The sequence below is a fragment of the Vibrio taketomensis genome, from assembly GCF_009938165.1.
Classification (GTDB): domain Bacteria; phylum Pseudomonadota; class Gammaproteobacteria; order Enterobacterales; family Vibrionaceae; genus Vibrio; species Vibrio taketomensis.
The window spans coordinates 2,857,506-2,881,108 of the sequence record NZ_AP019649.1 but is presented as its reverse complement, the minus strand read 5'-3'; the positions used below and the strand labels follow the sequence as shown (position 1 = coordinate 2,881,108).

General features: G+C 44.9%; 9 protein-coding genes, 3 tRNA genes and 8 pseudogenes. 13 read left to right on the top strand and 7 right to left on the bottom strand.

The genetic code is table 11. From position 1 onward, the window contains the following. Positions 1 to 166 precede the first annotated feature (166 nt). Complete coding sequence (gene hemN / locus Vt282_RS13385; protein ID WP_162045306.1) at positions 167 to 1,555, top strand: oxygen-independent coproporphyrinogen III oxidase; 1,389 nt, start codon at positions 167 to 169, stop codon at positions 1,553 to 1,555. A 68-nt stretch (positions 1,556 to 1,623) separates the two neighbouring features. On the opposite strand, the gene ilvY is transcribed toward hemN, so the two are convergent. Next, entirely contained in the window at positions 1,624 to 2,517 is an 894-nt protein-coding gene (ilvY, locus tag Vt282_RS13380; RefSeq protein WP_162045307.1) for an HTH-type transcriptional activator IlvY, read from the bottom strand. A gap of 163 nt (positions 2,518 to 2,680) precedes the next feature. On the opposite strand from ilvY, the gene ilvC reads away from it, so the two are divergent. Beyond that, a complete protein-coding gene (gene ilvC / locus Vt282_RS13375) occupies positions 2,681 to 4,168 on the top strand; it encodes a ketol-acid reductoisomerase (protein WP_162063609.1) in 1,488 nt (495 codons plus the stop codon). Between the two features lie 105 nt (positions 4,169 to 4,273). On the opposite strand, the gene ubiK is transcribed toward ilvC, so the two are convergent. The 4 genes and pseudogenes from ubiK to Vt282_RS20675 form a co-directional block, all read right to left on the bottom strand. Further along, on the bottom strand, positions 4,274 to 4,525 hold the full coding sequence (ubiK, locus tag Vt282_RS13370; protein ID WP_162045309.1) for a ubiquinone biosynthesis accessory factor UbiK: 252 nt from the start codon (positions 4,523 to 4,525) through the stop codon (positions 4,274 to 4,276). A gap of 174 nt (positions 4,526 to 4,699) precedes the next feature. Further along, complete coding sequence (locus Vt282_RS13365; RefSeq protein ID WP_162045310.1) at positions 4,700 to 7,825, bottom strand: multidrug efflux RND transporter permease subunit; 3,126 nt, start codon at positions 7,823 to 7,825, stop codon at positions 4,700 to 4,702. Between the two features lie 10 nt (positions 7,826 to 7,835). Further along, entirely contained in the window at positions 7,836 to 8,942 is a 1,107-nt protein-coding gene (locus tag Vt282_RS13360; RefSeq protein WP_162045311.1) for an efflux RND transporter periplasmic adaptor subunit, read from the bottom strand. A gap of 18 nt (positions 8,943 to 8,960) precedes the next feature. Then, a pseudogene (locus Vt282_RS20675) lies at positions 8,961 to 9,538 on the bottom strand (TetR/AcrR family transcriptional regulator). A gap of 262 nt (positions 9,539 to 9,800) precedes the next feature. Between Vt282_RS20675 and rep the strand changes: the two are divergent. Beyond that, positions 9,801 to 11,814, top strand: a pseudogene (gene rep / locus Vt282_RS13350) (DNA helicase Rep). A gap of 37 nt (positions 11,815 to 11,851) precedes the next feature. On the opposite strand, the pseudogene Vt282_RS13345 reads toward rep, so the two are convergent. After that, a pseudogene (locus Vt282_RS13345) lies at positions 11,852 to 12,263 on the bottom strand (c-type cytochrome). A gap of 291 nt (positions 12,264 to 12,554) precedes the next feature. Here Vt282_RS13345 and Vt282_RS13340 point away from each other — a divergent pair. The 10 genes and pseudogenes from Vt282_RS13340 (at position 12,555) to Vt282_RS20660 (ending at position 22,081) form a co-directional block, all read left to right on the top strand. Continuing rightward, positions 12,555 to 12,631: transfer RNA gene (locus Vt282_RS13340), tRNA-Arg, on the top strand. A 33-nt stretch (positions 12,632 to 12,664) separates the two neighbouring features. Next, positions 12,665 to 12,740, top strand: a tRNA-His gene (locus tag Vt282_RS13335). 22 nt (positions 12,741 to 12,762) lie between these two features. Beyond that, positions 12,763 to 12,839: transfer RNA gene (locus tag Vt282_RS13330), tRNA-Pro, on the top strand. Positions 12,840 to 13,607: 768 nt separating this feature from the next. Next, positions 13,608 to 15,323, top strand: coding sequence for a dipeptide ABC transporter ATP-binding protein (locus tag Vt282_RS13325; RefSeq protein WP_162063608.1), 1,716 nt, complete (start codon positions 13,608 to 13,610; stop codon positions 15,321 to 15,323). Positions 15,324 to 15,416: 93 nt separating this feature from the next. Beyond that, a pseudogene (locus Vt282_RS13320) lies at positions 15,417 to 16,963 on the top strand (ABC transporter substrate-binding protein). A gap of 138 nt (positions 16,964 to 17,101) precedes the next feature. Continuing rightward, positions 17,102 to 18,112 (top strand): annotated as a pseudogene (locus tag Vt282_RS13315) (ABC transporter permease). Then, positions 18,069 to 18,996, top strand: a pseudogene (locus Vt282_RS13310) (ABC transporter permease). The pseudogenes Vt282_RS13315 and Vt282_RS13310 overlap by 44 nt, the downstream one beginning before the upstream one ends. 297 nt (positions 18,997 to 19,293) lie before the next feature. Further along, positions 19,294 to 20,920: pseudogene (locus tag Vt282_RS13305) on the top strand (phosphoethanolamine transferase). 522 nt (positions 20,921 to 21,442) lie between these two features. After that, the gene (locus tag Vt282_RS20665; protein WP_232055060.1) at positions 21,443 to 21,724 is read left to right on the top strand and encodes a hypothetical protein; all 282 of its coding nucleotides are present in this window, start codon (positions 21,443 to 21,445) and stop codon (positions 21,722 to 21,724) included. Positions 21,725 to 21,901: 177 nt separating this feature from the next. Next, complete coding sequence (locus tag Vt282_RS20660; RefSeq protein WP_232055059.1) at positions 21,902 to 22,081, top strand: hypothetical protein; 180 nt, start codon at positions 21,902 to 21,904, stop codon at positions 22,079 to 22,081. Here the strand turns inward: Vt282_RS20660 and Vt282_RS13295 are convergent. After that, a pseudogene (locus Vt282_RS13295) lies at positions 22,062 to 23,592 on the bottom strand (DHA2 family efflux MFS transporter permease subunit). The gene Vt282_RS20660 and the pseudogene Vt282_RS13295 sit on opposite strands and share 20 nt — an antisense overlap. Positions 23,593 to 23,603 lie beyond the last annotated feature (11 nt).

The following is a 23,603-nucleotide window of genomic DNA, read 5'->3' as shown; positions in this document are numbered from 1 at the left end:
CGATCACTTACAATTACTGTGAGTGATCGATTTATCAGTTCTGAAATCAGTTCTGGGTTTTGGTGCTCAAAATAACGGGCGACCTCTGTTTCTCTTGTAGAAGCTTATGGCAAAATGCTCCGTTAACGAAACCTTGACCTTTTAGTCAAAGAATGGAAACAACAACATGTCGCAGCAAGTCGTAGCAAGCCAACAAATTGAGTGGGATCAAACGGTTCTGGATAAGTATAACTATTCCGGTCCTCGTTACACTTCTTACCCAACCGCCTTAGAATTTCATGAAGCCTTTACGGTTGCTGATTATGATATGGCGTGCACGGCTTACCCAGAACGACCTTTGTCGCTATACATTCACATTCCATTCTGTCATAAGCTTTGTTACTACTGTGGCTGTAATAAAGTGATTACTCGTCACGTACATAAAGCGGATGAATACCTTGATGTGCTCGAGGCAGAAATTCGTACACGTGCCAGTTTGCTGCAAAACCGCCATGTGACTCAGCTTCATTTTGGTGGTGGTACACCAACGTTTCTATCAAAAGCGCAAATTAGCCGAGTGATGGCTATTTTACGTGGTGAATTTGATTTTGAAGCGGGCGCTGAAATTAGCATTGAAGTCGATCCACGTGAAATTGAGTTGGATATGCTGGATCACCTTCGTAGCGAAGGCTTCAACCGTTTAAGTATCGGCGTGCAAGACTTTAACAAAGAAGTGCAAAAGCTGGTTAACCGCGAGCAAGATGAAGACTTTATTATTGCGATGGTTAAGCGTGCTAAAGATCTCGGCTTCCGTTCTACCAACCTTGATTTGATCTACGGCTTACCAAAACAAACTCAAGAGTCTTTTGCTGAAACATTAAAGCAAGTGCTTGAGATGCAACCGGGGCGTCTATCGGTATTTAACTACGCACACATGCCGCAATTGTTTGCTGCTCAGCGTAAGATTAAAGATGAAGATTTGCCGCAAGCGTCAGAAAAGATGGCAATCTTGCAACAAACTATCGCAACCTTAACGGGGGCGGGTTACCAGTTTATCGGTATGGACCACTTTGCATTGCCGGATGATGAGCTTGCTGTCGCTCAGCGTAATGGGGTATTGCACCGCAACTTCCAAGGCTACACCACTCAGGGTGAGTGTGATTTAGTTGGCTTTGGTGTATCAGCGATTTCGATGATTGGTGATGCCTATGCGCAAAACCAAAAAGAGCTGAAAAAGTACTACGCTCAAGTGAATGAGCAGCGTCATGCACTATGGAAAGGGGTATCGCTCGACCAAGATGATTTGATTCGTCGTGAAGTGATTAAGCAGCTTATCTGTAACTTTAAGCTGGATAAAACTTTTATTGAGCGTGAATTTACACTCAACTTTAACCAGTACTTTGCGCAAGACCTAGAATTGCTGCAAACCTTCATCAACGATGGTTTGGTTGAAGTGGATGATAGCGAAATTCGTGTCACGCTACGTGGTCGTCTACTGATCCGTAATATCTGTATGTGTTTTGATAAATATCTCCGTGATCGTGCTCGTCAGCAGCAGTTCTCACGCGTTATCTAAGCGTATCTACAATAGAATCAACAAAGCCACGCAACGCGTGGCTTTGTGCTTTTTTGCCCCAATAAATACTAAAGGCTAATGTATTTCTCTTGTGCAACTTTCCATAACGCTTTGATTAGGGGATTGTCGAGTTGCGAGCGCTTACAGCACACGCCTAATTCAAACGGTGCAATCGAGGCGACTTTCATTACTCGCTCAATTTTATCGCGAACGGGGCTGTTGTTGATCACCACATCCGGTGCTATACCCACCCCACAGCCAAGCGCTACCATACTCACAATAGCTTCATGACCAGAGACTTGCGCATAAATGTTAGGTTTGATTCGCATCGCTTTAAACCAAGTGTTGGCGCGTTCACGTGCCGTGCCTGCTTCTGGCACGATAAAGGGGAGTGAATTCCAATTGGGTTTATCGCTATGTAGTTCATGCGCTAAATGACTTACTCCGGCAGGGGCGATCACCGACAGTGGAATTTCACTGATGGTTTCAAATGCGATGCGAGAGGGGAGATGATCAGGCATGGCCGCAATCGCAATATCCGCTTCGTCGTGGAGTACCTTATCAATGGCTTGTGCGGGATCGCCCGTAGAGAGTTTAAATTCGATAAATGGGTGTTGCTGGCGAAACTCGGAAAGCAATTCTGGCAAATGGCTATAGCTGGCCGTAACCGAGCAAAACAGGCGAATTTCACCCTTCAGTTCACTATCCAAATCGGTGAATTGCGCGTGGTAGTTTTGCCACTCACTAAGAATATTGAGTGCCACGGGCAGTAATTTTTTACCCGCAGGGGTCAGTTCAACACTGCGATTATCCCGCACGAATAAAACTTGCCCAGTTTCCTGTTCTAACTTCTGGATTTGTCGGCTAAGAGCCGAAGGACTGATGTGTTTCGCCTCTGCTGTCTTGGCAAAGTTGCGGCTTTCACACAAGTGAATAAACAGCTGTAGGCTTTTAATGTTCATAATCACTTAATTTCCATATCAATAATTTTCCACGTTGCATTTATTGCAATGACTAATTGTGAATATATCACTTTAAGCAATTAATTGTCTGTTTTAGTATCAGCTCATTCGGTAAGCAATATTACCGACCTCATGGACATTATTCTTAAAGGAGAGCCCTACCATGGCTAACTATTTCAATACCCTAAATTTGCGTGAGCAATTAGACCAATTAGGTCGTTGTCGTTTTATGGATCGCAGTGAGTTTGCTACTGAAGCTGATTACCTAAAAGGCAAGAAGGTAGTCATTGTTGGTTGTGGTGCTCAAGGTCTAAACCAAGGTCTAAACATGCGTGATTCAGGTTTGGATGTTGCTTACGCGCTACGCCAAGCTGCGATTGACGAGCAGCGTCAGTCATACAAAAACGCGAAAGAAAACGGTTTTGAAGTGGGTTGCTATGAAACGTTGATCCCACAAGCAGACCTTGTGGTTAACCTAACGCCAGACAAGCAACACACCAACGTAGTGGAAACCATTATGCCACTGATGAAGCAAGGTGCGGCGCTTGGTTACTCACACGGCTTCAACATTGTTGAAGAGGGCATGCAAGTACGTAAAGACCTTACCGTTGTGATGGTTGCGCCTAAGTGTCCTGGTACTGAAGTTCGTGAAGAATACAAACGTGGTTTCGGCGTACCAACGCTTATCGCTGTTCACCCTGAGAACGATCCTCAAGGTGAAGGCTGGGATATCGCGAAAGCATGGGCAGCTGCGACAGGTGGTCACCGTGCAGGTTGTCTAGAGTCTTCATTCGTAGCAGAAGTAAAATCTGACCTAATGGGTGAGCAAACAATCCTATGTGGCATGCTGCAAGCGGGTTCTATCGTCTGTTACGAGAAGATGGTAGCAGAAGGTATCGACCCTGGTTACGCAGGTAAACTACTGCAATACGGTTGGGAAACTATCACTGAAGCGCTGAAGTTTGGTGGCATAACTCATATGATGGATCGCCTATCAAACCCAGCGAAAATCAAAGCGTATGACCTGTCCGAAGAGCTTAAAGAGCTAATGCGTCCACTGTACAACAAACACATGGACGACATCATTCAAGGTGAGTTCTCAAGCACTATGATGGCTGACTGGGCAAACGATGATGTAAACCTTCTGGGCTGGCGTGCAGAAACCGGTGAAACTGCATTTGAAAACTACCCAACGACTGACATCCAAATCAGTGAGCAAGAGTACTTTGATAACGGCATCCTGATGGTGGCAATGGTACGTGCTGGGGTTGAGCTGGCATTTGAAGCAATGACCGCTTCAGGCATCATCGACGAGTCAGCATACTACGAGTCATTGCATGAACTTCCGCTGATTGCCAATACGGTTGCTCGTAAGCGCCTTTACGAAATGAACGTGGTAATTTCAGATACGGCTGAATACGGTAACTACCTGTTTGCTAACGTTGCAACGCCGCTACTGCGTGAGAAATTTATGCCGTCAGTGAACACGGATGTTATCGGTAAAGGTTTGGGCGAAGCGTCAAACCAAGTGGATAACCAGAAGCTGATTGATGTGAACTTTGCTATTCGTAACCACCCAGTTGAGTACATTGGTGAAGAACTACGTGGCTACATGACTGACATGAAGCATATCGCGGTAGGCGGTCAATAACACGATCATCAACGTTATTCCTGCATTCTTGCTTGAGGGTGTGGGATAACGTTCAGACAAACAAAAAGGCTTGCTCCATTGGGGCAAGCCTTTTTTATCTATTGCTTATTTGTCTGCAAGCTTTGCTTCGATATCGGCCAGTTTCTTTTCCATTTCGGTCAGTTTTTGGCGAGTGCGTAGCAGTACTTGTGTTTGGACATCAAACTCTTCACGGCTTACCACGTCGAGTTTGTTTAGTTGGCCTTGAATTACTTGGCGAACTTTCTGATCAACGTCAGCGCCTAGGTCTTTCACTGGCTGCGGCATAGAGTCGTGAATTTGCTTAGCGATTTGCTCTAGTTTCTTCGGGTCAAACATGGTGTTAACACTCCTGTATCTTTGGCATCATTTTATTTAATTGATACGCAAAAGTCGCTAGTTATCGCACAAAAAAGCGACTTAAACGTTTGATGACGCTGAGTTGAGAATCCTTACCAGCCAATAAAAAAGGCCACCGAAGTGACCTTTTGATTGGAATGTTAGCAAACCGAATTAGTTGCCATTATTCGCCATATCGCGATGTGCAGCTTTTGCTTCATCAACACGTGCCAGTTTTTCAAGGTCTTTGTCTTCAACAAAGATTGGCAGTGGTTTATGACGTTCAGCCAAGTAGCTGTAAATTACAGGCAGAACGAATAGCGTGAATAGAGTACCAATCGCCAAACCAGCCACGATTACGATACCAATACTAAAGCGCTGCGCAGCACCCGCACCAGATGCGTATAGCAATGGAATTAGACCGGCAATCATCGCAGCTGTGGTCATTAGGATTGGGCGAAGACGAACTTTCGCTGCTGCCATTACCGCATCGATACGACTGAGTTTGTTGTGTAGCTGTTCTTCTTTGGCTACCTCACAAATCAAAATACCGTGCTTGGTAATCAGGCCAACCAGCGTAATCAAGCCGACCTGCGAGTAGATGTTCATCGTCGCCGTACCCCAAGCGAGTGCAATTAAGGCACCACAGATTGCTAGCGGTACAGACACCATGATAACGATCGGATCTCGAATCGACTCAAACTGAATCGCCAATACTAGGAAGATGATCGCCAGTGCCAAACCAAAGGTTGCGTAAAGCGCGCTACCTTCGGTTACAAACTGACGAGCTTCACCCATATAGTTGTGGTTGTAACCCGATGGAAGGTTGCTTTGTGCAATATCCTCAAACCAATTAATTGCATCACCCATTGCAACGCCTGGCGCTGGTACCGCACCTACCGTTGCTGAGTTTAGCTGGTTGAAGTGAGGTAGGGTACGAGGTGCCGAAACCACATCAATCGTAATCAAGCTTGCTAGTGGAATAGATTCACCATTCGCAGTTCTTACGAAATAGTTGTTCATCGACTCTGGATTTAGACGCCATTTACGCTCTACTTGAGGAATGACTTCATAAGAGCGACCACTTAAGTCGATACGGTTTACATAGCCATCAGACATCATCGTACTTAGCGTGATACCGATATCTTGCATGGTCACACCATAAGCACCAGCTTTGTCTTTATCGATGCTGATTTTCATCGTTGCAGAGCCGTAGTTCAGATCGAGATCTGAGTACACAAACATTGGGCTTTTCGCTACTTGAACCAGAATATCGCTGGCAATCGTGAATAAGCTTTCAAAGTTATTTGGTGTGGTGATAACGAACTGAACGGGCAGACCCGAACCTGCGCCTGGAAGTTCCGGCATCTGGAATGCAGTCACGGCCATTCCTGGAACATCTGAAACCAAGCCACCTACACGTTTGGTGATATCAGCTTGGCTTGCTTCACGCTGGCTCCACGGTTTTAGCGTCGCCAGACCAAACGCTTGGTTTGAGTTTGGCACACCAGTAAATACCTGAGCATATTCTACTTCTGGTTGATCAGAGAGAATCTTGTTCACGTCTTCCATGGTGTTTTCAAGGTAATCCAAGTTGGCGTTTGCCGGACCGGTACCCATTAACACAACTACGCCTTTATCTTCTGCTGGGGCTAATTCACTCGGAATAAACTTAAACAGAATAGGTAGGGTAGCAAACACGATTAATGCAAAAGCGATAACGACTGGACGATGGCTCATTACTGCATGCAGCATTTTGTCGTAACGCGCCGTCATTTTATCGAGAGCGTTATGTACCGTTGTCTCAAACTTGCTTGGCTTGCTGTGTTCCTTAAGCATTTTCGAACACATCATTGGAGAAAGTGTAAGTGCCACGATACCGGATACGAATACCGCACCAGCCAGCGTCAGCGCAAACTCTTTAAATAGCGAGCCGGTAATACCGCCCATCAAAGCAATCGGTGCATATACCGCACCAAGTGTTAGAGTCATCGCGATAACCGGTACGGCAATTTCACGCGTACCAATGATCGCAGCACGAAACGGCGACTCACCTTCTTTGATATGACGGTCAACGTTTTCCAGTACAACGATCGCGTCATCCACCACCAGACCGATGGCAAGTACCATCGCCAGCAGCGTCATCAAGTTCCAAGAAAAGCCCATTGCTTGCATTACCATCGCTACACCAATCAGCGACAGTGGAATGGTAACAATAGGAATGACTACCGCACGGAAAGAACCTAGGAAAATAGTAATCACCACCAATACGATAACCGCGGCTTCGAGGATGGTTTTGATTACTTCATGGATTGACTCGTTAATCGCAATCGTTGAGTCATACATGACGTTCATTTTGATATTGCTTGGCAGGTTACGCTCTAGTTGAGGCAATAACGCTTTTACGTCCGCAGCAATATTGATTGGGTTAGCACTAGGCGCAGCGTTGATTGCCGCAACGACCGCTTCTTTACCGTTAGCACTTGCACGATATACGTCGTGGCTCTTCTCTAAGGTGACTTTTGCGATATCACCAAGGCGAACAACATTGCCCTGACCGGTTTTCACCACCAGTGCTTTCAGTTCATCGACGTTAGATACTTGGGTATCGGCGCTACCGTTATACAGCACGAACTCACCAATGGCTTGGCCAGTTGCTGACTGGTAGTTGTTGGCGTTAAGTACGCCCATCACGTCAGTTGCCGTTAGATCCAGTGCGCCCATTTTGTATGGGTCAAGCCAAACACGCAGCGCGTATTTAACACCACCATACATATCGACCTTCGAAACGCCGTTAACCGTAAATAGTTGCGGGTTAATAACACGTTCCAAGTAGTCGGTGATTTGACTGGAGTTGAGGTCGTCACTAGTAAAGCCAATATAAAGCACAGCAGTTGTCGCACCGGTAGACATGGTTACCGTTGGGTCTTCTGCTTCTTTAGGCAGTTGTGAGCGTACTGAGTTGGTCTTTGCCAATATGTCAGATAGAGCAGCATTTGGATCGGTATTCAACTTCATATTTACCGTGATGGTCGATTGACCAAGCACCGATTGTGAAGTCATGTAGTCGATATTATCTGCCTGTGCGACGGCTTGTTCCAAAGGCTGGGTAATAAAGCCTTGGATCAAATCCGCACTCGCGCCATAGTAACTGGTGGTAACCGTTACTACCGTATTCGTCATTTCAGGGTATTCACGTACCTGCATCTTGAAGATGGCTTGCAAACCAAGCAAGGCGATCAAGAAGCTGATGGATACCGCTAAAACTGGACGTTTAATAAAAACATCAGTAAAGCGCATGGTCCCTCCGTTACAGCATTGGTGTTTCTTTAGGTGGAGTTAGAGCAGTGTCTTCAACAATACGCACTTTCGCGTGGTTACTGAGTCGAATTTGCCCTGAAGTTACCACCTGATCACCAGGTTTCACACCTTCCAGAATGTGCGCGATGTCGCCTGAACGCTCACCCACTTTCACGACTTGTTGCTTAACGCGCATTTCACCGTCTTCTTCAGTGATGATGTAAACGTTATCGCCGTATAGCGTGTAAGTAATTGCGGTTTGAGGCAGAGTCACTTGGTTGGCTACCGAAGGTAGGATAATTTTCGCACGAGCGAACATACCACTGCGCAATTTACCATCGCTATTCGGAATATCAGCTTGTACTTGGATCAGGCCACTTTGAACGGCAACCGCAGGTTCAATCGCGGTAATCGAGCCTTTAAATGGAAGTTTAGGATACGCATCAACAAAGATGTCCACTTCCTGACCAAGCTTGATGAGAGAGATATCATTTTGTGGCACAGTAAAGCGCAGGCGCATCACACTGGTATCTTCAAGACGAACGATATCAGTACCAGTTTGTAGATATTGGCCTAGGTAAACGTTACGAATACCCACTTCACCAGCAAATGGCGCGCGAATTTGGCGACGGTCAATAGACGCTTTTAGGCTTTCTACATCCGCCACAAGTGAGAAGTAGTTAGCGCCAGCTTCATCCAATGCTTCTTTAGAGATAGAACCTTTTTTGTATAGGCCTTGGTAGCGTTTGTATTTCGCTTTGGCTGCCGGCACTTTTGCTTGTGCGCTCTTTAAATTCGCTTGTTCAACCGCAGAATCTAATTCTACTAACAGTTGGTCCTGCTCAACTTGGGTGCCTGAATCAAAGCTGATTTTATCGATGATACCGCTGCTTTCGTTAGCAAGGGTCACACCTTGATTTGGTTCGATAAAACCAATCGCCTCTATGACTGGCACCCAGTCAACCGATTTAATCGTGACTGCAGTGACAGGAAACTCTGGTTCGGGGCGATTAGCCATGTACTCGGCTATCTTCTGTTGCTTGAATAGATTGAAACCAATAACGCTACCAAACAGTAGAATTACGATGACAATCATAAAGAAAGTCCACTTTTTCATTCTTATCAGAACTCCAAGTTAGTGATTGATTACTGCGTCCCAACTGGCGTCGATAGCGGCTTCCAAAGCGGCATCATCCAATTGGTAGAAGCCTATGGCATGTTTACGAGCTAGGGCGACACACGCCTCAAATGTCAGACCTGACAACACCTCGTTTGCGATAGGTTTAAAAACTCCTTGCGCCTTACCATCCTCAAATAATTTGTTTACTTGATGAAACATTAACTTTTCTTGAGCTCGAACTTCCGGTTCAACATTTGAAGGCAGTGAGTCGTATTGCACACGGTTACTGAGCGCATTTTTGTTACATAGCGCTAGGTTCCATGTGTTTAACCACATTTGGCGGTAACGATCTCGTAGAGGTTCGTTACCGTTACCTCTTGTACTGCATCAGCAATACGTTGAGCGACACTAAGACGAACTTCGGACAAAAGATGTTCTTTGTCTGAAAAGTAGCAGTAGATGGTCCCTGCAGCGACTCCGGCTTGTTTGGCGACTTTTAACATGGACAAACCATGAAAACCGGATTCTGCGATCACCGTTTCAGCGGCGCACAGAATTTGCTGCTTTTTATCCACGCATAAATTATTGGTCATTAAATGAAAACACCAATGAATGAACGTTCATTCATTGTAGAACCATTGCGACTAAAAGTTCACAATTGATTGCATATTAGTGAAAACAATGTGTCAAAAATGCATGTCAAACAAAATCAAACGTGCTTTATAAATTCATTTGCTGACTAAACTTACTACTAACAGCGGTGAATTCTCACGCCGTGAAGATGATTTAAATGTTAGCAATCACCTTATTGCACCTTTATTATAGGCGGCATTAATTTTTCTGAATGAGAGCACCATGAAGCTGAACCCCGGACAAGACCAAGCGGTGAAGTATGTGTCAGGCCCATGCCTTGTTTTGGCAGGCGCTGGCTCAGGTAAAACCCGCGTGATCACCAATAAAATTGCTTATTTGGTTCAGCAATGTGGTTATAAAGCGCAACATTGCGGCCGTGACGTTTACCAACAAAGCTGCGCGTGAAATGAAAGAGCGTGTAGGGCAAACCTTGGGTAAACAAGAGTCTAAAGGATTGATGGTTTCGACTTTTCATACTTTGGGCCTCAATATCATCAAACGTGAACACAAACATTTAGGCTTAAAGTCGGGCTTTTCGTTGTTTGATGATCAAGACCAGTTGGCTTTACTGAAAGATCTGACCGAAAAACAACTTGATGGTGATAAAGATTTATTGCGTCAGTTGATGAGTGCTATCTCTAACTGGAAGAACGACATGTTGTCGCCAGATGAAGCCAAAGCTCGTGCCGTTGGTGAGCAGCAACAACTATTCGCTTTTTGTTTTGATATGTACCAAAAGCAGATGCGCGCCTATAACGCATTAGATTTCGATGATTTGATTTTGATGCCGGTCTTGTTGCTGCGCGGTAATAGCGAAGTGCGTGAGCGTTGGCAAAACAAGATCCGCTATCTGCTGGTGGACGAATATCAAGATACCAACACTAGCCAATATGAGTTGGTGCGTTTATTAGTGGGTGAGCGTGCACGCTTTACCGTGGTAGGTGATGACGATCAGTCGATCTATTCTTGGCGTGGTGCGAAGCCGCAAAACTTGATTCTACTTGGTGAAGATTTTCCGAACTTAAAACTGATCAAATTAGAGCAGAACTACCGTTCGACTAACCGAATTTTGCGGTGTGCCAATATTCTGATTGCTAACAACCCTCACGTATATGAGAAAGCGTTGTTCTCTGAGTTGCCAGACGGTGAAAAGCTCAAAGTATTGATGGCTAAAAATGAAGATCACGAAGCGGAACGTATTACCGGTGAAATCATTGCGCATAAATTTTTAAATCGCACCGAATACCGAGACTACGCCATTTTGTATCGTGGTAATCATCAATCTCGCCTGATTGAAAAATCATTAATGCAAAACCGTGTGCCATACAAACTCTCTGGTGGTACCTCTTTCTTTGCTCGGGCTGAAATCAAAGACATCATGGCTTACCTCAAGGTGCTAGTGAATCCTGATGATGACAATGCGTTTTTGCGCATTGTAAATACGCCTAAGCGTGAAATTGGCCCGGTAACGCTTGAGAAACTTGGCAGCTACGCCAATATGCGCGGTAAGAGCTTATTTGAGGCCAGTTTTGAGCTTGGACTTGAGCATCATCTTTCAGGGCGTGGCTTAGAAAACCTGCGCCGTTTTACTTCTTGGCTGGTGGCGATTGCTGATCAGGCAGAACGTGGCGATACGGTGGAAGCTGTGCGCTCGTTGGTGCGTGATATTCACTATGAAGATTGGCTGTATGAAACCTCGGCTAGCCCGAAAGCAGCTGAGATGCGAATGAAAAACGTCTCTGATCTTTACTCTTGGATCGTGTCTGATTTAGAAGGTGACAACTATGACCAAGAAGAGAAGACGCTGAAAGAAGTCGTACAGCGTTTAACGCTGCGTGACATGATGGAACGCAGTGAAGAAGAAGACGATAGTGATGCCGTTCAATTAATGACACTGCACGCATCTAAGGGTTTGGAGTTTCCTTACGTTTATTTGATTGGTAGTGAAGAGGGCATTTTGCCGCATCAAACCAGTATTGATGAGGATAATGTAGAGGAAGAGCGCCGTCTGATGTATGTGGGTATTACACGTGCACAGAAAGAGCTGACATTTACCATGTGTCGTGAACGTCGTCAGTTTGGTGAGTTGATTAAGCCAACCCAGAGCCGCTTTTTAGATGAGTTGCCATTTGATGATGTTGAATGGGAACAGCATAAAAAGCCAGCGACGCAAGAAGAGCGCATGGCAAAAGGGCAGGCACACATCGCCAACTTGAGAGCGATGTTTAAGAAGTAGAGACAAAGGCTTGGTTTAACCAAGCCTTTTCACAGGCTTATAGCCCTTCAATCATATGATCGATAGCCGCGATAATTTCATCGTCAGAACAATCCATACACGCACCTTTGCTGGCATCGCGTTAAAGCCATTAATTGCATGATTGTTGAGAATATCTCTGCCTTGGGCAATTCGGTGACCAATCATCGGCGCTGCCGAGATAGAACACCACTGACGCCTGTTGCATGACACGCTGTACAGAAAGTGCCATAAATGGTCGCACCATCACGGGGACCTGAAGGGACCGCTGCAACAACAGGCTCACTGCCCGCAAGGTAAACGTCACCCACAGGTTTAATCCTTTCTGCGATGGCATCATATTCTTCTTGGCTTACACTGGCTGCAAAAGACGCACTAGAAAATGTTGCTACAGCAACCAAAGCGGTTAAGATTTTTCGAGACATATCCATAAAACTCACTATACATTCCTGAGGGTAAGTTGGTTCTTACCTTTTATTTAGTCTGTTGATTGAGATACAGATCAAATTCACTGTTAAATCAATGTAAACAGTGAGTGATTATATCTCGATAAGTTGTTGCAATAAACAATAACTTCTCAACGAGCGGGGTTACATCACACGGCAGACTGCGTTATATTTGTTCTTTGCTGTCGAAAAAGGCATCAAACGATAAAAAAAGTTGAAAAAGTACTAGACGCAATAGTGTGATATCCGTATTATTCCTCTCCGCCGATAGGGCATGCGCCCGTAGCTCAGCTGGATAGAGCGTTGGCCTCCGGAGCCAAAGGTCGAAGGTTCGAATCCTTTCGGGCGCGCCATAAGCCTGGAGGAAATATCGGTAAAAAACTATGGTGGCTATAGCTCAGTTGGTAGAGCCCCGGATTGTGATTCCGGTTGTCGCGAGTTCAAGTCTCGTTAGCCACCCCATTCTTCTTAAAGAATACATGCTCGGTGAATAGCGCAGCTTGGTAGCGCATCTGGTTTGGGACCAGAGGGTCGGGGGTTCGAATCCCTCTTCACCGACCACCATACGAAGCCCTAGTCGAAAGACTAGGGCTTTTTTGCATTTCAAGCCTAAAACTAAGTCTGCACATGCCGACTCAGGAGCTGGAATGCCAGTCCAATGTAATGCCAGTCTCTAGAAATCCAAATGTACGGAACTTCTCTTTATTTCTTATCGCTGATACCCAACACATCTCTCTACATTCTTATGCACTGATAATGCGCGGTTATTTTGTTTGGATGTTTTTCTCAACCGATCCTCGAAGTTAGATTCGCACAAAAACATCAGTGTTATCTTGTCGAATTCTCACAAGCGTCGATAAAAATAACGTGAGCTCGTCGTCAAAATGTTCGCAAATTCTAACTGAGTAAGAAAAATTGGTTTGAAGAATTATTAACCATTTAAATGCCTAAAGATTAAACAAATATGCTGATATTTTTATCGATTCATATTTTTGTTTTGTGATTGTTAAATTGAGTGGTTTTATTCAGTGGTTAATTATGCCAAATATAGATTTATCTGTTAGAAAGTGAGTGTTAAATCGCTTTGTGTAGAGGTATATTCTTATGACTTGTCACAGTTGGTAATGCATAGATGGTATAAATATGCACATTGACTGAAATTGGCTGCTTAAAATGTATACAGGAATAATATTTTATATCGCAAAGGTTGCAATAATGTAAAATATTTGCCAGATTGAGCACTGATAATAATAGCATGAAATGCTGGTTAATGAATGGATTCTATTTTTCAGACAGGGCGAAAACTGCCAAAGCAGTAGAGGTCTGGTAATGTCACTTCTAGAAGTTAAAAACCTTCGAATTGAGTATCCGTCGCGTCATGGTGTCCATGCTGCGGTAAAATCATTGTCGTTCAATATTGAGCGTGGCGAAATTGTCGGTGTGGTTGGTGAATCGGGTGCTGGTAAATCTACCGTTGGTAACGCAGTTATTGATCTGCTTAGCCCTCCTGGCACTATTGCTGGCGGAGAAGTTTTTCTGGATGGTGAGAAAATCTCTGGATTATCACCTTCTGAGATGCGCAAAGTAAGAGGATCAAAAATCGGCTTTATCTTTCAAGATCCGATGACCTCGTTAAACCCACTCTTTACTGTGGAGCATCAACTTACTGAAACTATTCATGCCAACATGAAAGTGTCAGAGCAAGAAGCGTATCAGCGAGCTTTGTCTTTGATGCAACAAGTGGGTATTCCTCAACCTGAAAACCGCCTTAAACAATATCCGCATCAGTTTTCTGGTGGTATGCGCCAACGTGTGGTGATCGCCATTGCTCTTGCTGGCGAGCCAGATCTGATCATTGCTGATGAACCAACAACGGCACTGGATGTATCGATTCAAGACCAAATTCTCAACCTTATCCGTGAGTTATGTGTAAAGAATAACGTGGGTTGTATGTTGGTTACTCACGACATGGGTGTGGTTTCTAACGTAACAGATCGTGTTGCCGTTATGTATCGCGGCGATTTGGTCGAGTTTGGTCCAACCGCCAAAGTGCTCGGTGATCCTGACCATGCTTATACACGCAGTCTGATTTCCGCCGTTCCTCGTTCCGATGTAAAACTGAAACGTTTTCCATTGGTGAGTTATATCGAGCAAGCGTCTGAACATAAACCTTTAGACATCAAAAACCATTGGTTAGGGCAAAGCCAAGATCAGCGTAGCTATATTGGTCCATTACTCAAAGTAGAAAACGTCAATCTGCGTTTTACGACCAAAGATTCCTTATTTGAGAGCCGCCGTGAATACGTGCAGGCATCGAATAATGTCAGTTTTGAAGTACGTGAAGGCGAGACTTTTGGTCTCGTTGGTGAATCTGGTTCGGGTAAATCGACTATTGCTCGTGTGATTGCCGGCTTATATCAACCTAACTCAGGCAAGGTGACGTTTGAAGGCATCGACCTTACGGCGCTCACTTCAGAAAAAGCCCGTCGCCCGCTACGTCGTCAAATGCAGATGGTGTTCCAAAACCCATATACCTCGATGAACCCAAGGATGAAAATTTTTGACATCATTGCTGAGCCGATTCGCTTCCATAAGCTGACGCGCAATGAAACCGAAACGCAACAGATCGTTAATGATCTGCTCGATCATGTTGGTTTGGGCAAAATGGCGGCGGTGAAGTACCCACACGAGTTTTCTGGTGGTCAACGTCAGCGGATTTCGATTGCCCGCGCACTGGCGACGCGTCCACGTCTATTGATTTGTGATGAACCTACTTCGGCACTGGATGTGTCGGTGCAGGCGCAAATTCTCAACTTACTCAAAGATCTTCAAGATGAACTCAATCTCACCATGCTGTTTATCAGCCATGACTTGCCGGTGATTCGCCAAATGTGCGATCGCGTGGGAGTGATGAAGATGGGAACATTGCTTGAAGTGGCACCAACAGAAGAGCTGTTTACGCGCCCTAAGCATGAGTACAGCCAACATCTGATTTCTTTAATGCCAGAGTTCACTGGCTTGCGAGAAGAAGTAAAAACGGCATAAGCCGATGTCATTCTCGGCATGGTCATGCCGCTGAATATTATTAGATGCAAATACAACAACTAGGGATTGGATTCCCGCATAAGGAGTTATGCAATGAAAACCATGAAGAGCAAGCTAGTCATAGCTTTGATGGCTGCAGGTTTAACTTTTGGCGCATCAGCCGCAGATATTACGATTGCGTATGATGCTGACCCGGTATCACTTGACCCACATGAGCAATTGTCAGGTGGTACGCTGCAGCTGTCACACATGGTGATGGATCCGCTGGTTCGTTTTACTCAAAAATTGGATTTTGAACCTCGTTTAGCAGAAAAGTGGGAGCGTGTGGATGACACCACTTACCGTTTCCATTTAAGAGAGGGCGTAAAATTCCACTCGGGTAATGAGATGACGGCTGATGACGTAGTGTGGACTTTTGAGCGTTTGAAAGATTCACCTGACTTTAAAGCTATCTTTGACCCATATGAGAAAATGGTCAAAGTGGATGACTACACAGTGGATTTGGTTTCTAAAGGTAAGTATCCACTTGTGCTGCAAACCTTACATCTTCCCAATGGATAGTAAGTTCTATGCTGGTAAAAGCGGCTGACGGTACGGAAAAGATGCCATCATCAAGCATGGTAACTCATTTGCATCGACCAATATTTCAGCGACCGGTCCTTACATCGTGACCGAACGTGAACAAGGCGTAAAAGTTGAATTTAAACGTTTTGAAGATTACTGGGATAAAGAGTCTGAAGGCAACGTAGATAACATTACGCTAGTACCAATCAAAGAAGATGCGACTCGCGTAGCTGCTCTTCTTTCTGGTGACGTAGATCTTATTCACCCTGTTGCGCCAAACGATCACAAGCGTGTGATGGATGCAAAAGGTATCGACCTAGTAACGCTGCCAGGCACGCGTTTAATCAGTTTCCAAATGAACCAAAATGGGAATGAGGCGCTGAAAGATGTGCGTGTTCGTCAAGCTATCGTTCATGCGATTAACAACGAAGGCATCGTGAAGAAAATCATGAAAGGCTTTGCGACCACGGCTGGCCAACAAGGCCCTGAAGGCTACATGGGTTACGATGAAACCCTCGTTCCTCGCTATGACGTGAAAAAAGCCAAACAGTTGATGAAAGAAGCGGGTTACGAAGATGGTTTATCACTTACCATGATCGCGCCAAACAACCGTTATGTGAACGATGCAAAAATTGCTCAAGCGGCATCAGCGATGTTGTCAAAAATTGGCATCAAAGTTGACCTAAAAACCATGCCTAAAGCGCAATACTGGCCTGAGTTTGATTTGTGTGCGGCAGATCTACTGATGATTGGTTGGCACTCAGATACAGAAGATTCAGCTAACCTAACTGAATTTTGACCATGACTCGTAATGCGGAAACAGGTAAAGGCCAATACAACTGTGGTTTACTACAAACGCAGAAGTTGACCAATTGATTGAAGATTCAAACGTAGAGACGGATCCAGTCAAACGTGCAGCAATGCTACAAAAAGTAGAAGGTATTCTGTACAACGATGCGGCGTTTGTTCCGCTGCATTGGCAAAGTGAAGCTTGGGGCTCTAAATCGAATGTTGGCGCAGCTGCAATCGTTAACCCAATGGTAATGCCTTACTTTGGAGACCTAGTGGTTAAATAAGGCATAAATTTCGATGCACATTAGGGAGCGAGCGCTACGCTTGCTCCCTAAATTCAAATATAGATTGGTGTATCGATAAAAGTTGTAATGGCTGCGTGGCCTTTCTACGTAGCAACAAGGATAGTTAAGGGGCAGGGAATGTTTTCGTTTCTGGTCAAGCGCCTATATCAGGCACTGATAGTGATGTTTGTGATCAGTTTAGTGGCGTTTGCCATTCAGGATAACCTGGGTGACCCATTACGTGAGCTTGTAGGGCAGTCGGTGTCAGAAGCCGAGCGACAAGCACTGCGTGACGAAATGGGACTAAACGATCCCTTTATTACCAAATACACTCGTTTTGTTACTAATGCGCTGCAAGGAGATTTAGGCACATCTTACTTTTTCAAACGCCCAGCGGTGGAAGTCATTCTGGATAAATTGGTCGCGACACTCGAACTTGTGTTTGGTGCATCGCTGATTATCGTCGGCTTATCCATCCCACTTGGCGTCTATTCGGCGATTCATCCGAAAAGTTTCTTCACCAAATTGGTCATGGCTGGCAGCAGTATTGGTATTTCCATTCCTGTGTTCTTAACCGCCATTATGTTGATGTATGTGTTCTCGATTGAGCTCGGCTGGTTACCGTCATATGGGCGAGGCGAAACCGCTAATGTATTGGGTTGGGAGTCTGGCTATTTTACGCTTGATGGTCTTGCTCACTTAATTTTGCCATGTATTGCACTGGCTTCGATTATGTTGCCGCTATTTATTCGCTTAGTGCGCTGAAATGCTTGAAGTGTTGGGCTCGGAATACATTAAGTTTGCTACGGCGAAGGCCTGAAGCTGAAAAATCTACTACCAACATGCACTGAAAAATACATTGTTACCAGTACTGACTGTTGGTGGCGTACAGATCGGCACGATGGTGGCATACACCATTTTGACTGAAACCGTATTTCAATGGCCGGGCACCGGCTTCTATTTTAAAGCGATAAACCGTGTAGATACGCCACTTATCACTGCTTACGTTATTTTGTTGGGCTTATCTTTGTCGTGACCAACACCATTGTCGATTTGCTATATGGCTTAATTAACCCAACCGTAAATCTAACTGGTAAAGGTAATCATGGAACAAGTTGTAGCAGCTCCTTCTCGTTGGGAGCGATTTAAACAGTCAGACATTCTCTACTATTTTTGCGACAAAGTGGCGATGGTCAGCTTTGCGGTATTTATGATGTTTTGGTGTTGGCGCTGAGTGCTCCATTAATCACCAACAGACCCATATGATCTCGCGTCAATTGATATTATGGACTCTGAGTTACCACCTTCATGGATGGAAGAGGGTGATGAGCGTTTCTTACTGGGTACAGATGAGCAAGGGCGCGATATTTTATCGACGATTTTGTATGGCTCACGTTTGTCTCTGACTATCGGTTTTATGGCGGTGGGCTTGCAGTTGTTTTTAGGTATCGTCATTGGCCTTTCTGCGGGTTACTTTGGTGGCCGTATTGATAGCTTTTTGATGCGGTTTGCCGATGTGCAGCTCTCTTTCTCTACCATGATGGTGGCGATTATTGTTTCGGCAATTTTAAAGCCAGTTTTGGTAACGAGTTTTATAGTCAATATGCCGTTCTCATGCTGGTGGTGATTATCGGTGTGGCAGAGTGGCCACAGTATGCACTACTATTCGCGCTTCCGTATTGGCAGAGAAGAAGAAGAATATGTGGAGGCCGCACGTGATGGGCTTTAAAGCGCCACGTATTATGTTCCGTCATATTTTGCCAAACTGTTTATCACCAATTTTGGTTATCTCTACCGTGCAAGTGGCAAATGCCATCATGTCTGAGGCGGCGCTGTCATTCTTGGGTTTAGGTTTGCCTGTCGATCAGCCATCACTTGGCGCTTTGATTAGTATTGGTTTTAACTATATCTTCTCTGGTGCGTGGTGGATTACTGCCTTCCCAGGTCTCGTTCTCGTGACATTAGTTTTGGTGATTAACTTATTGGGTGACTGGCTACGCGATGTATTTAACCCGAAAATTTACAAAGGTTAACGCTTAACCTTGCTTTAGAAAGCCGCATTTTGATGCGGCTTTTTTTGTTTCTATTAACCACAAATTTCAGATATGGAATCTATGTTTCTGCTGAGTTATTTCGAGTTTCTGTGCAAATTGTTGTCTCATATGCAGTTTTTATTTCTGCATTTTTGCACCTCAACACAACCAATGGGACATTCGGGTGAATAACAGCCAATACAATAGAAGGTTAGATGCTAGGTCTACACTTAATCTAGAAAGCTATAACCAGCTTTTCGGTTCCAGCAACGTGATGAGTTTAAAGGGGAGTAGATTATGAGACGTTTATCGTTATCTTATATGGCCATAACCGCATTGCTGGCACTCTATTTTGCTTTAGTGTTGAATCTTCCGATTTATAAAGAACTACAGCATATCTTTAGCCAGATGGAAGCGGTGAAGGTTGGCTTTATTATTACCATTCCTCTGTTTTTCTTTGCTGCGTTAAACCTCATTTTAATGTGTTTAGTTGGCCGTTTATTACTAAACCATTCTTTATGTTGCTTCTCGTAAGCTCAGCTTTGGTCAGCTATGCCAGTTTCAACTATGGCACCATTTTTACTCCAGATATGATCACCAATATCATGCAGACTGACAGCAGTGAAGCTGGTTCATATCTTAGTGCCTATTCGGTTGTTTGGTTTGTGGTGTTGGGTTTACTGCCAGCGCTGTTATTGGCAACGGTGAAAGTAAAGCGACAAAGCGCTCTGATGGTCGTGGGGCAAAAAATGGCCTCAATGTTGGTCTCTGTATTGGTCATTGTGGCAATAGCGGGTCTGTACTACCAAGACTACGCATCGGTTGGACGCAATAATAGTTATCTTAAGCGCGTGATCGTGCCGACAGAGTTCGTGGGTTCAACATACAAGTATATTCATCGTACTTACTTTTACGCCTGAGCCTTATCAAGAGATTGGTCTTGATGCCCACCAAATGGCTCTGGAGCAAAGCGAAGACTAAACCAACCTTATTGGTGTTAGTGGTTGGTGAAACCGCTCGTTCACACAATTATCAATTGAACGGATATGATCGTGAAACCAATCCGTTTACATCCAAACTTGGCGTGATTTCATTTCAGGACGTTCGCTCTTGCGGCACGGCAACAGCGGTATCATTGCCATGTATGTTTTCCATCTTAACCCATGATACTTACAGCCACGATAAAGCGGCGAATCAAGATAATGCGATTGATATTCTTAAGCGCGCTGGTGTGTCCATGATTTGGGAAGACGATGATGGTGGCGACAAAGGGGTTGCGAACCGTATCGAACGTCAGATGATGAATCGCCATAATGTCGATGCCCAGTGTGATGGAGATACTTGCTACGATATGGTGTTATTGAATGGGTTTGATAAAAACGTCGAACAATTAGATGGCAACCGTATGATTGCGCTGCATTTGATTGGCAGCCATGGCCCTACGTATTACAAACGCTATCCGAAAGAGATGGCGGTATTTCAGCCTGATTGTCCGCGGGCTGATATTGAAAACTGTAGTCGAGAGCAGATCGTAAATAGTTACGACAATACCATTCGCTATACCGACTATGTTTTGAGTCAGTTGATTAAGCGTTTGACCAAGTTAGAAAGCAAATACAACACGGCATTGATTTATCTTTCGGATCATGGGGAGTCTCTAGGTGAAGACGGCATGTATTTGCATGGTGCACCGTATTCAATTGCCCCTGATCTACAAAAAACTGTGCCGCTTATTGTCTGGATGTCACCAGGTTTTGAGCAAGTGAAGCATATTAATCGTGATTGCTTACAACAAAAAGCTCAACAAATTGATACCCACTCTCATGACAATCTGTTCCACTCACTGCTGGGTGTGATGGACGTAAAAACTCAGGTTTATCAAGATGGTTTAGACATTTTTGCCAGTTGTCGAACCAGCAAGTAGCTTGCAATAAATAGGTGATCTACGTCCAAGATCACACGTTGGCAAAGTTTTACACTCAGAGCCGAATTAAAACACGGCTCTTTTTGCATTCACATTTTCTCAACGCAAAGTAATTTACAATCGAGTGATTCTGCTGGCTGAGTGGAGGTGAAAATGGATTTTAAAGGAACGTTTTTCAAAAGGTTGTTCTAATTTGAGTCTTTCTAAGCTTCACCCAAACCTAGCCAAGAAAATAACAATAAAGGTCGATTTGCCGATATGGATATAAAATTGCTGCCGCTTAATTTGCAGCGTGCCAAGTTAATGACAATTGTTACTCTAGTGGGTGCTGGCGCAGTAATGCCAGTCAGCGCCCAAGAATTTTTGTGATGCCACTCAGGCTTCAGCGCATGAACTTCCTTTACTCTCTGCTGCCCAATTGGCAAAGGTTTATGGGGCAAACAGCAGCCCAAAGGCGATCAATCAACATTTTGGATTCAATGTGGTGTTTTAGCCAAACCTTTAACTCTTGAGCAAGCAAAAGTGATTTACCCACATATTAGCGGTGATGGGCAAAGTCGAAGGAAAAATGCGCGTTGTTTGATTGGTCCATATCAGACTTTACTCAAGCGAGCAGATTTGCGTGCAGTAAAGCAACTCAAACCGTATCAACAAGCCTTTATTCGTGAAGTGGTAAAAGGCGCACCGCCTTCGGTTGTGCCGGCGCGTAAAATTGAAGCACAAGCAAGCAAGCCAGCCAAACGTCAGTCGATGACGATTATTCCTCCAGCAAACCTGCCCTATCGCCGCAGCAAAGCCACCTAAAGAAGCCGCTGCTCCATCCAAGCTAGAATCTCGATTCGTCGTGAAATAAAAATAGAGGGATGTTTCTTTCAGCGTACCGTATTTGCCGCTGAGTGATGAACAGTTCTATATGGAATATGACAAGCCATGGAGCCGACTAGATTTTGCAATAGCAACCAGGTTTGCCAGCAATTAGATATGAGTGTGCCAAGCCAAGATCAGTGGCAAACTTTACTGGCTGCAGATGTGATGCAAAGTAACCAATGGCCAATGCATCTACCATATTGGGGAAGTGACCATACGGCGCTATTTACTAGCGGTAAAATAACGCACATATCCGGTAAGTCTTTGCTCAATATTATGTGTGTGAGTAATTAGATAACAGCCCCAAATCGATAGGGGCTGTTGTTTTATGGTTTTGGTCTTCGTTAAACAGTGCCAATAATGGAATTAGGCATGTAGGAAATAAGTAGAAAGCCAAAGGTGTAGACAAAGGCGAGTAACGTCGATTGCTGAAGTAGTAGATTTTGTACTTGGGCGATAAACGATGGATCGGTGATCGGTACGCCTTGCGCTTGTGCGGCGTGTTGTAGGGCTGGATTGGTGGGCGATAAGGAGCCACCCAACTGATTCCACTCTTGCTGCTGAATGCGAGAGAAGTAGGTATTCACAATCGAGATACCAAATGATCCACCAATGGTTCGACATAAGTTAAAGATCACGGCACCGCCAATGGTGTCTTTTGTTGCTAGCGTGGCATAAGCCATTGGCTAAGTGGCGCGAATACCAATCCCATCCCTGCACCTTGAATGATACTCGGCAGCAAAATCCAGTAGGTATTAATTTGTAGCGAGTACTGCGTCATAAAGTAAGTACCAGCACATTGAGTGACAAACCAATGACAATCAGCAAACGAGCATCAATGCGGTCCATGTAGCGCGCCATCATTAGCAATACAATTGCTGACGTTAAGCCGCGTGGTGCCATCATAAATCCAGTCAGTTCTACCGGATAATTTAATAGCTGCTCGAGCATCATCGGCTGTAATTGGGTGATGCCAAACATCCCCATTGAAAAGCCTGCCATCACGATGCATGACATTGCGAGGTTGCGGTCTTTGAGCAGCCAGATAGGGGCAATATCGCCTTTGGTTATGATTGAGCGAGCGATGAAAAAGACCAATGCAATGGCACTGATAATCGCACTGAACAAGATGAGATTGGATTCAAACCAAGACTCTTCGTTACCTCTATCGAGCACCATTTGCAGTAGACCAATACCAATGGTCATGGCGATCACCAGTGGCCAGTCAATACTGGTTTTTCCGCGACCGTCGAGTTTGACGAAAAAGTAGATCAACGCAAGACAGATGGCACCAATTGGCATATTGACGTAGAAGATCCAGCGCCAATCCATATTTTCGGTAATGATGCCGCCGAGAGTTGGGCCAAGAATCGGTCCGAGTAATACCCCAACACTAAACAGTGCCATTGCTTTACCCCGTTGTTCTTTGGGGTAGATTTGCACCATGATGGATTGGGAAAGGGGAATAACCGCAGCACCAAACGCGCCTTGCATTACCCGGAAGGTGACCATTTCTGCAATGCCATCAGCTTGACCACATAATGCTGAGGTAATCACAAAGCCAGTGACGGACAGCAGCAGCAAGCGGCGTACGCCAAATTTCAGCGACAGAAAACTGGCGAGCGGAATAAAGATCGCTTCCGCCATTGAGTATGAAGTCAGAACCAAGTTACCTGATCAGAAGTCACCCCAAGAGCGCCCATCATATGTGGTAGGGCGACGTTGGCGATGGTCATATCAAGTAAAACCATGATCGCAGAGAGCATCACGGCAAGGGTAACCAATTTACGGCTACCCTCACTCATTACTTGCGACT

Bases quoted from the DNA above. Each gene is read 5' to 3' on its own strand.
- hemN (WP_162045306.1), top strand. From the start codon at position 167: ATGTCGCAGCAAGTCGTAGCAAGCCAACAAATTGAGTGGGATCAAACG.
- ilvY (WP_162045307.1), bottom strand. From the start codon at position 2,517: ATGAACATTAAAAGCCTACAGCTGTTTATTCACTTGTGTGAAAGCCGC.
- ilvC (WP_162063609.1), top strand. From the start codon at position 2,681: ATGGCTAACTATTTCAATACCCTAAATTTGCGTGAGCAATTAGACCAA.
- ubiK (WP_162045309.1), bottom strand. From the start codon at position 4,525: ATGTTTGACCCGAAGAAACTAGAGCAAATCGCTAAGCAAATTCACGAC.
- Vt282_RS13365 (WP_162045310.1), bottom strand. From the start codon at position 7,825: ATGCGCTTTACTGATGTTTTTATTAAACGTCCAGTTTTAGCGGTATCC.
- Vt282_RS13360 (WP_162045311.1), bottom strand. From the start codon at position 8,942: ATGAAAAAGTGGACTTTCTTTATGATTGTCATCGTAATTCTACTGTTT.
- Vt282_RS13325 (WP_162063608.1), top strand. From the start codon at position 13,608: ATGTCACTTCTAGAAGTTAAAAACCTTCGAATTGAGTATCCGTCGCGT.
- Vt282_RS20660 (WP_232055059.1), top strand. From the start codon at position 21,902: ATGAGTGTGCCAAGCCAAGATCAGTGGCAAACTTTACTGGCTGCAGAT.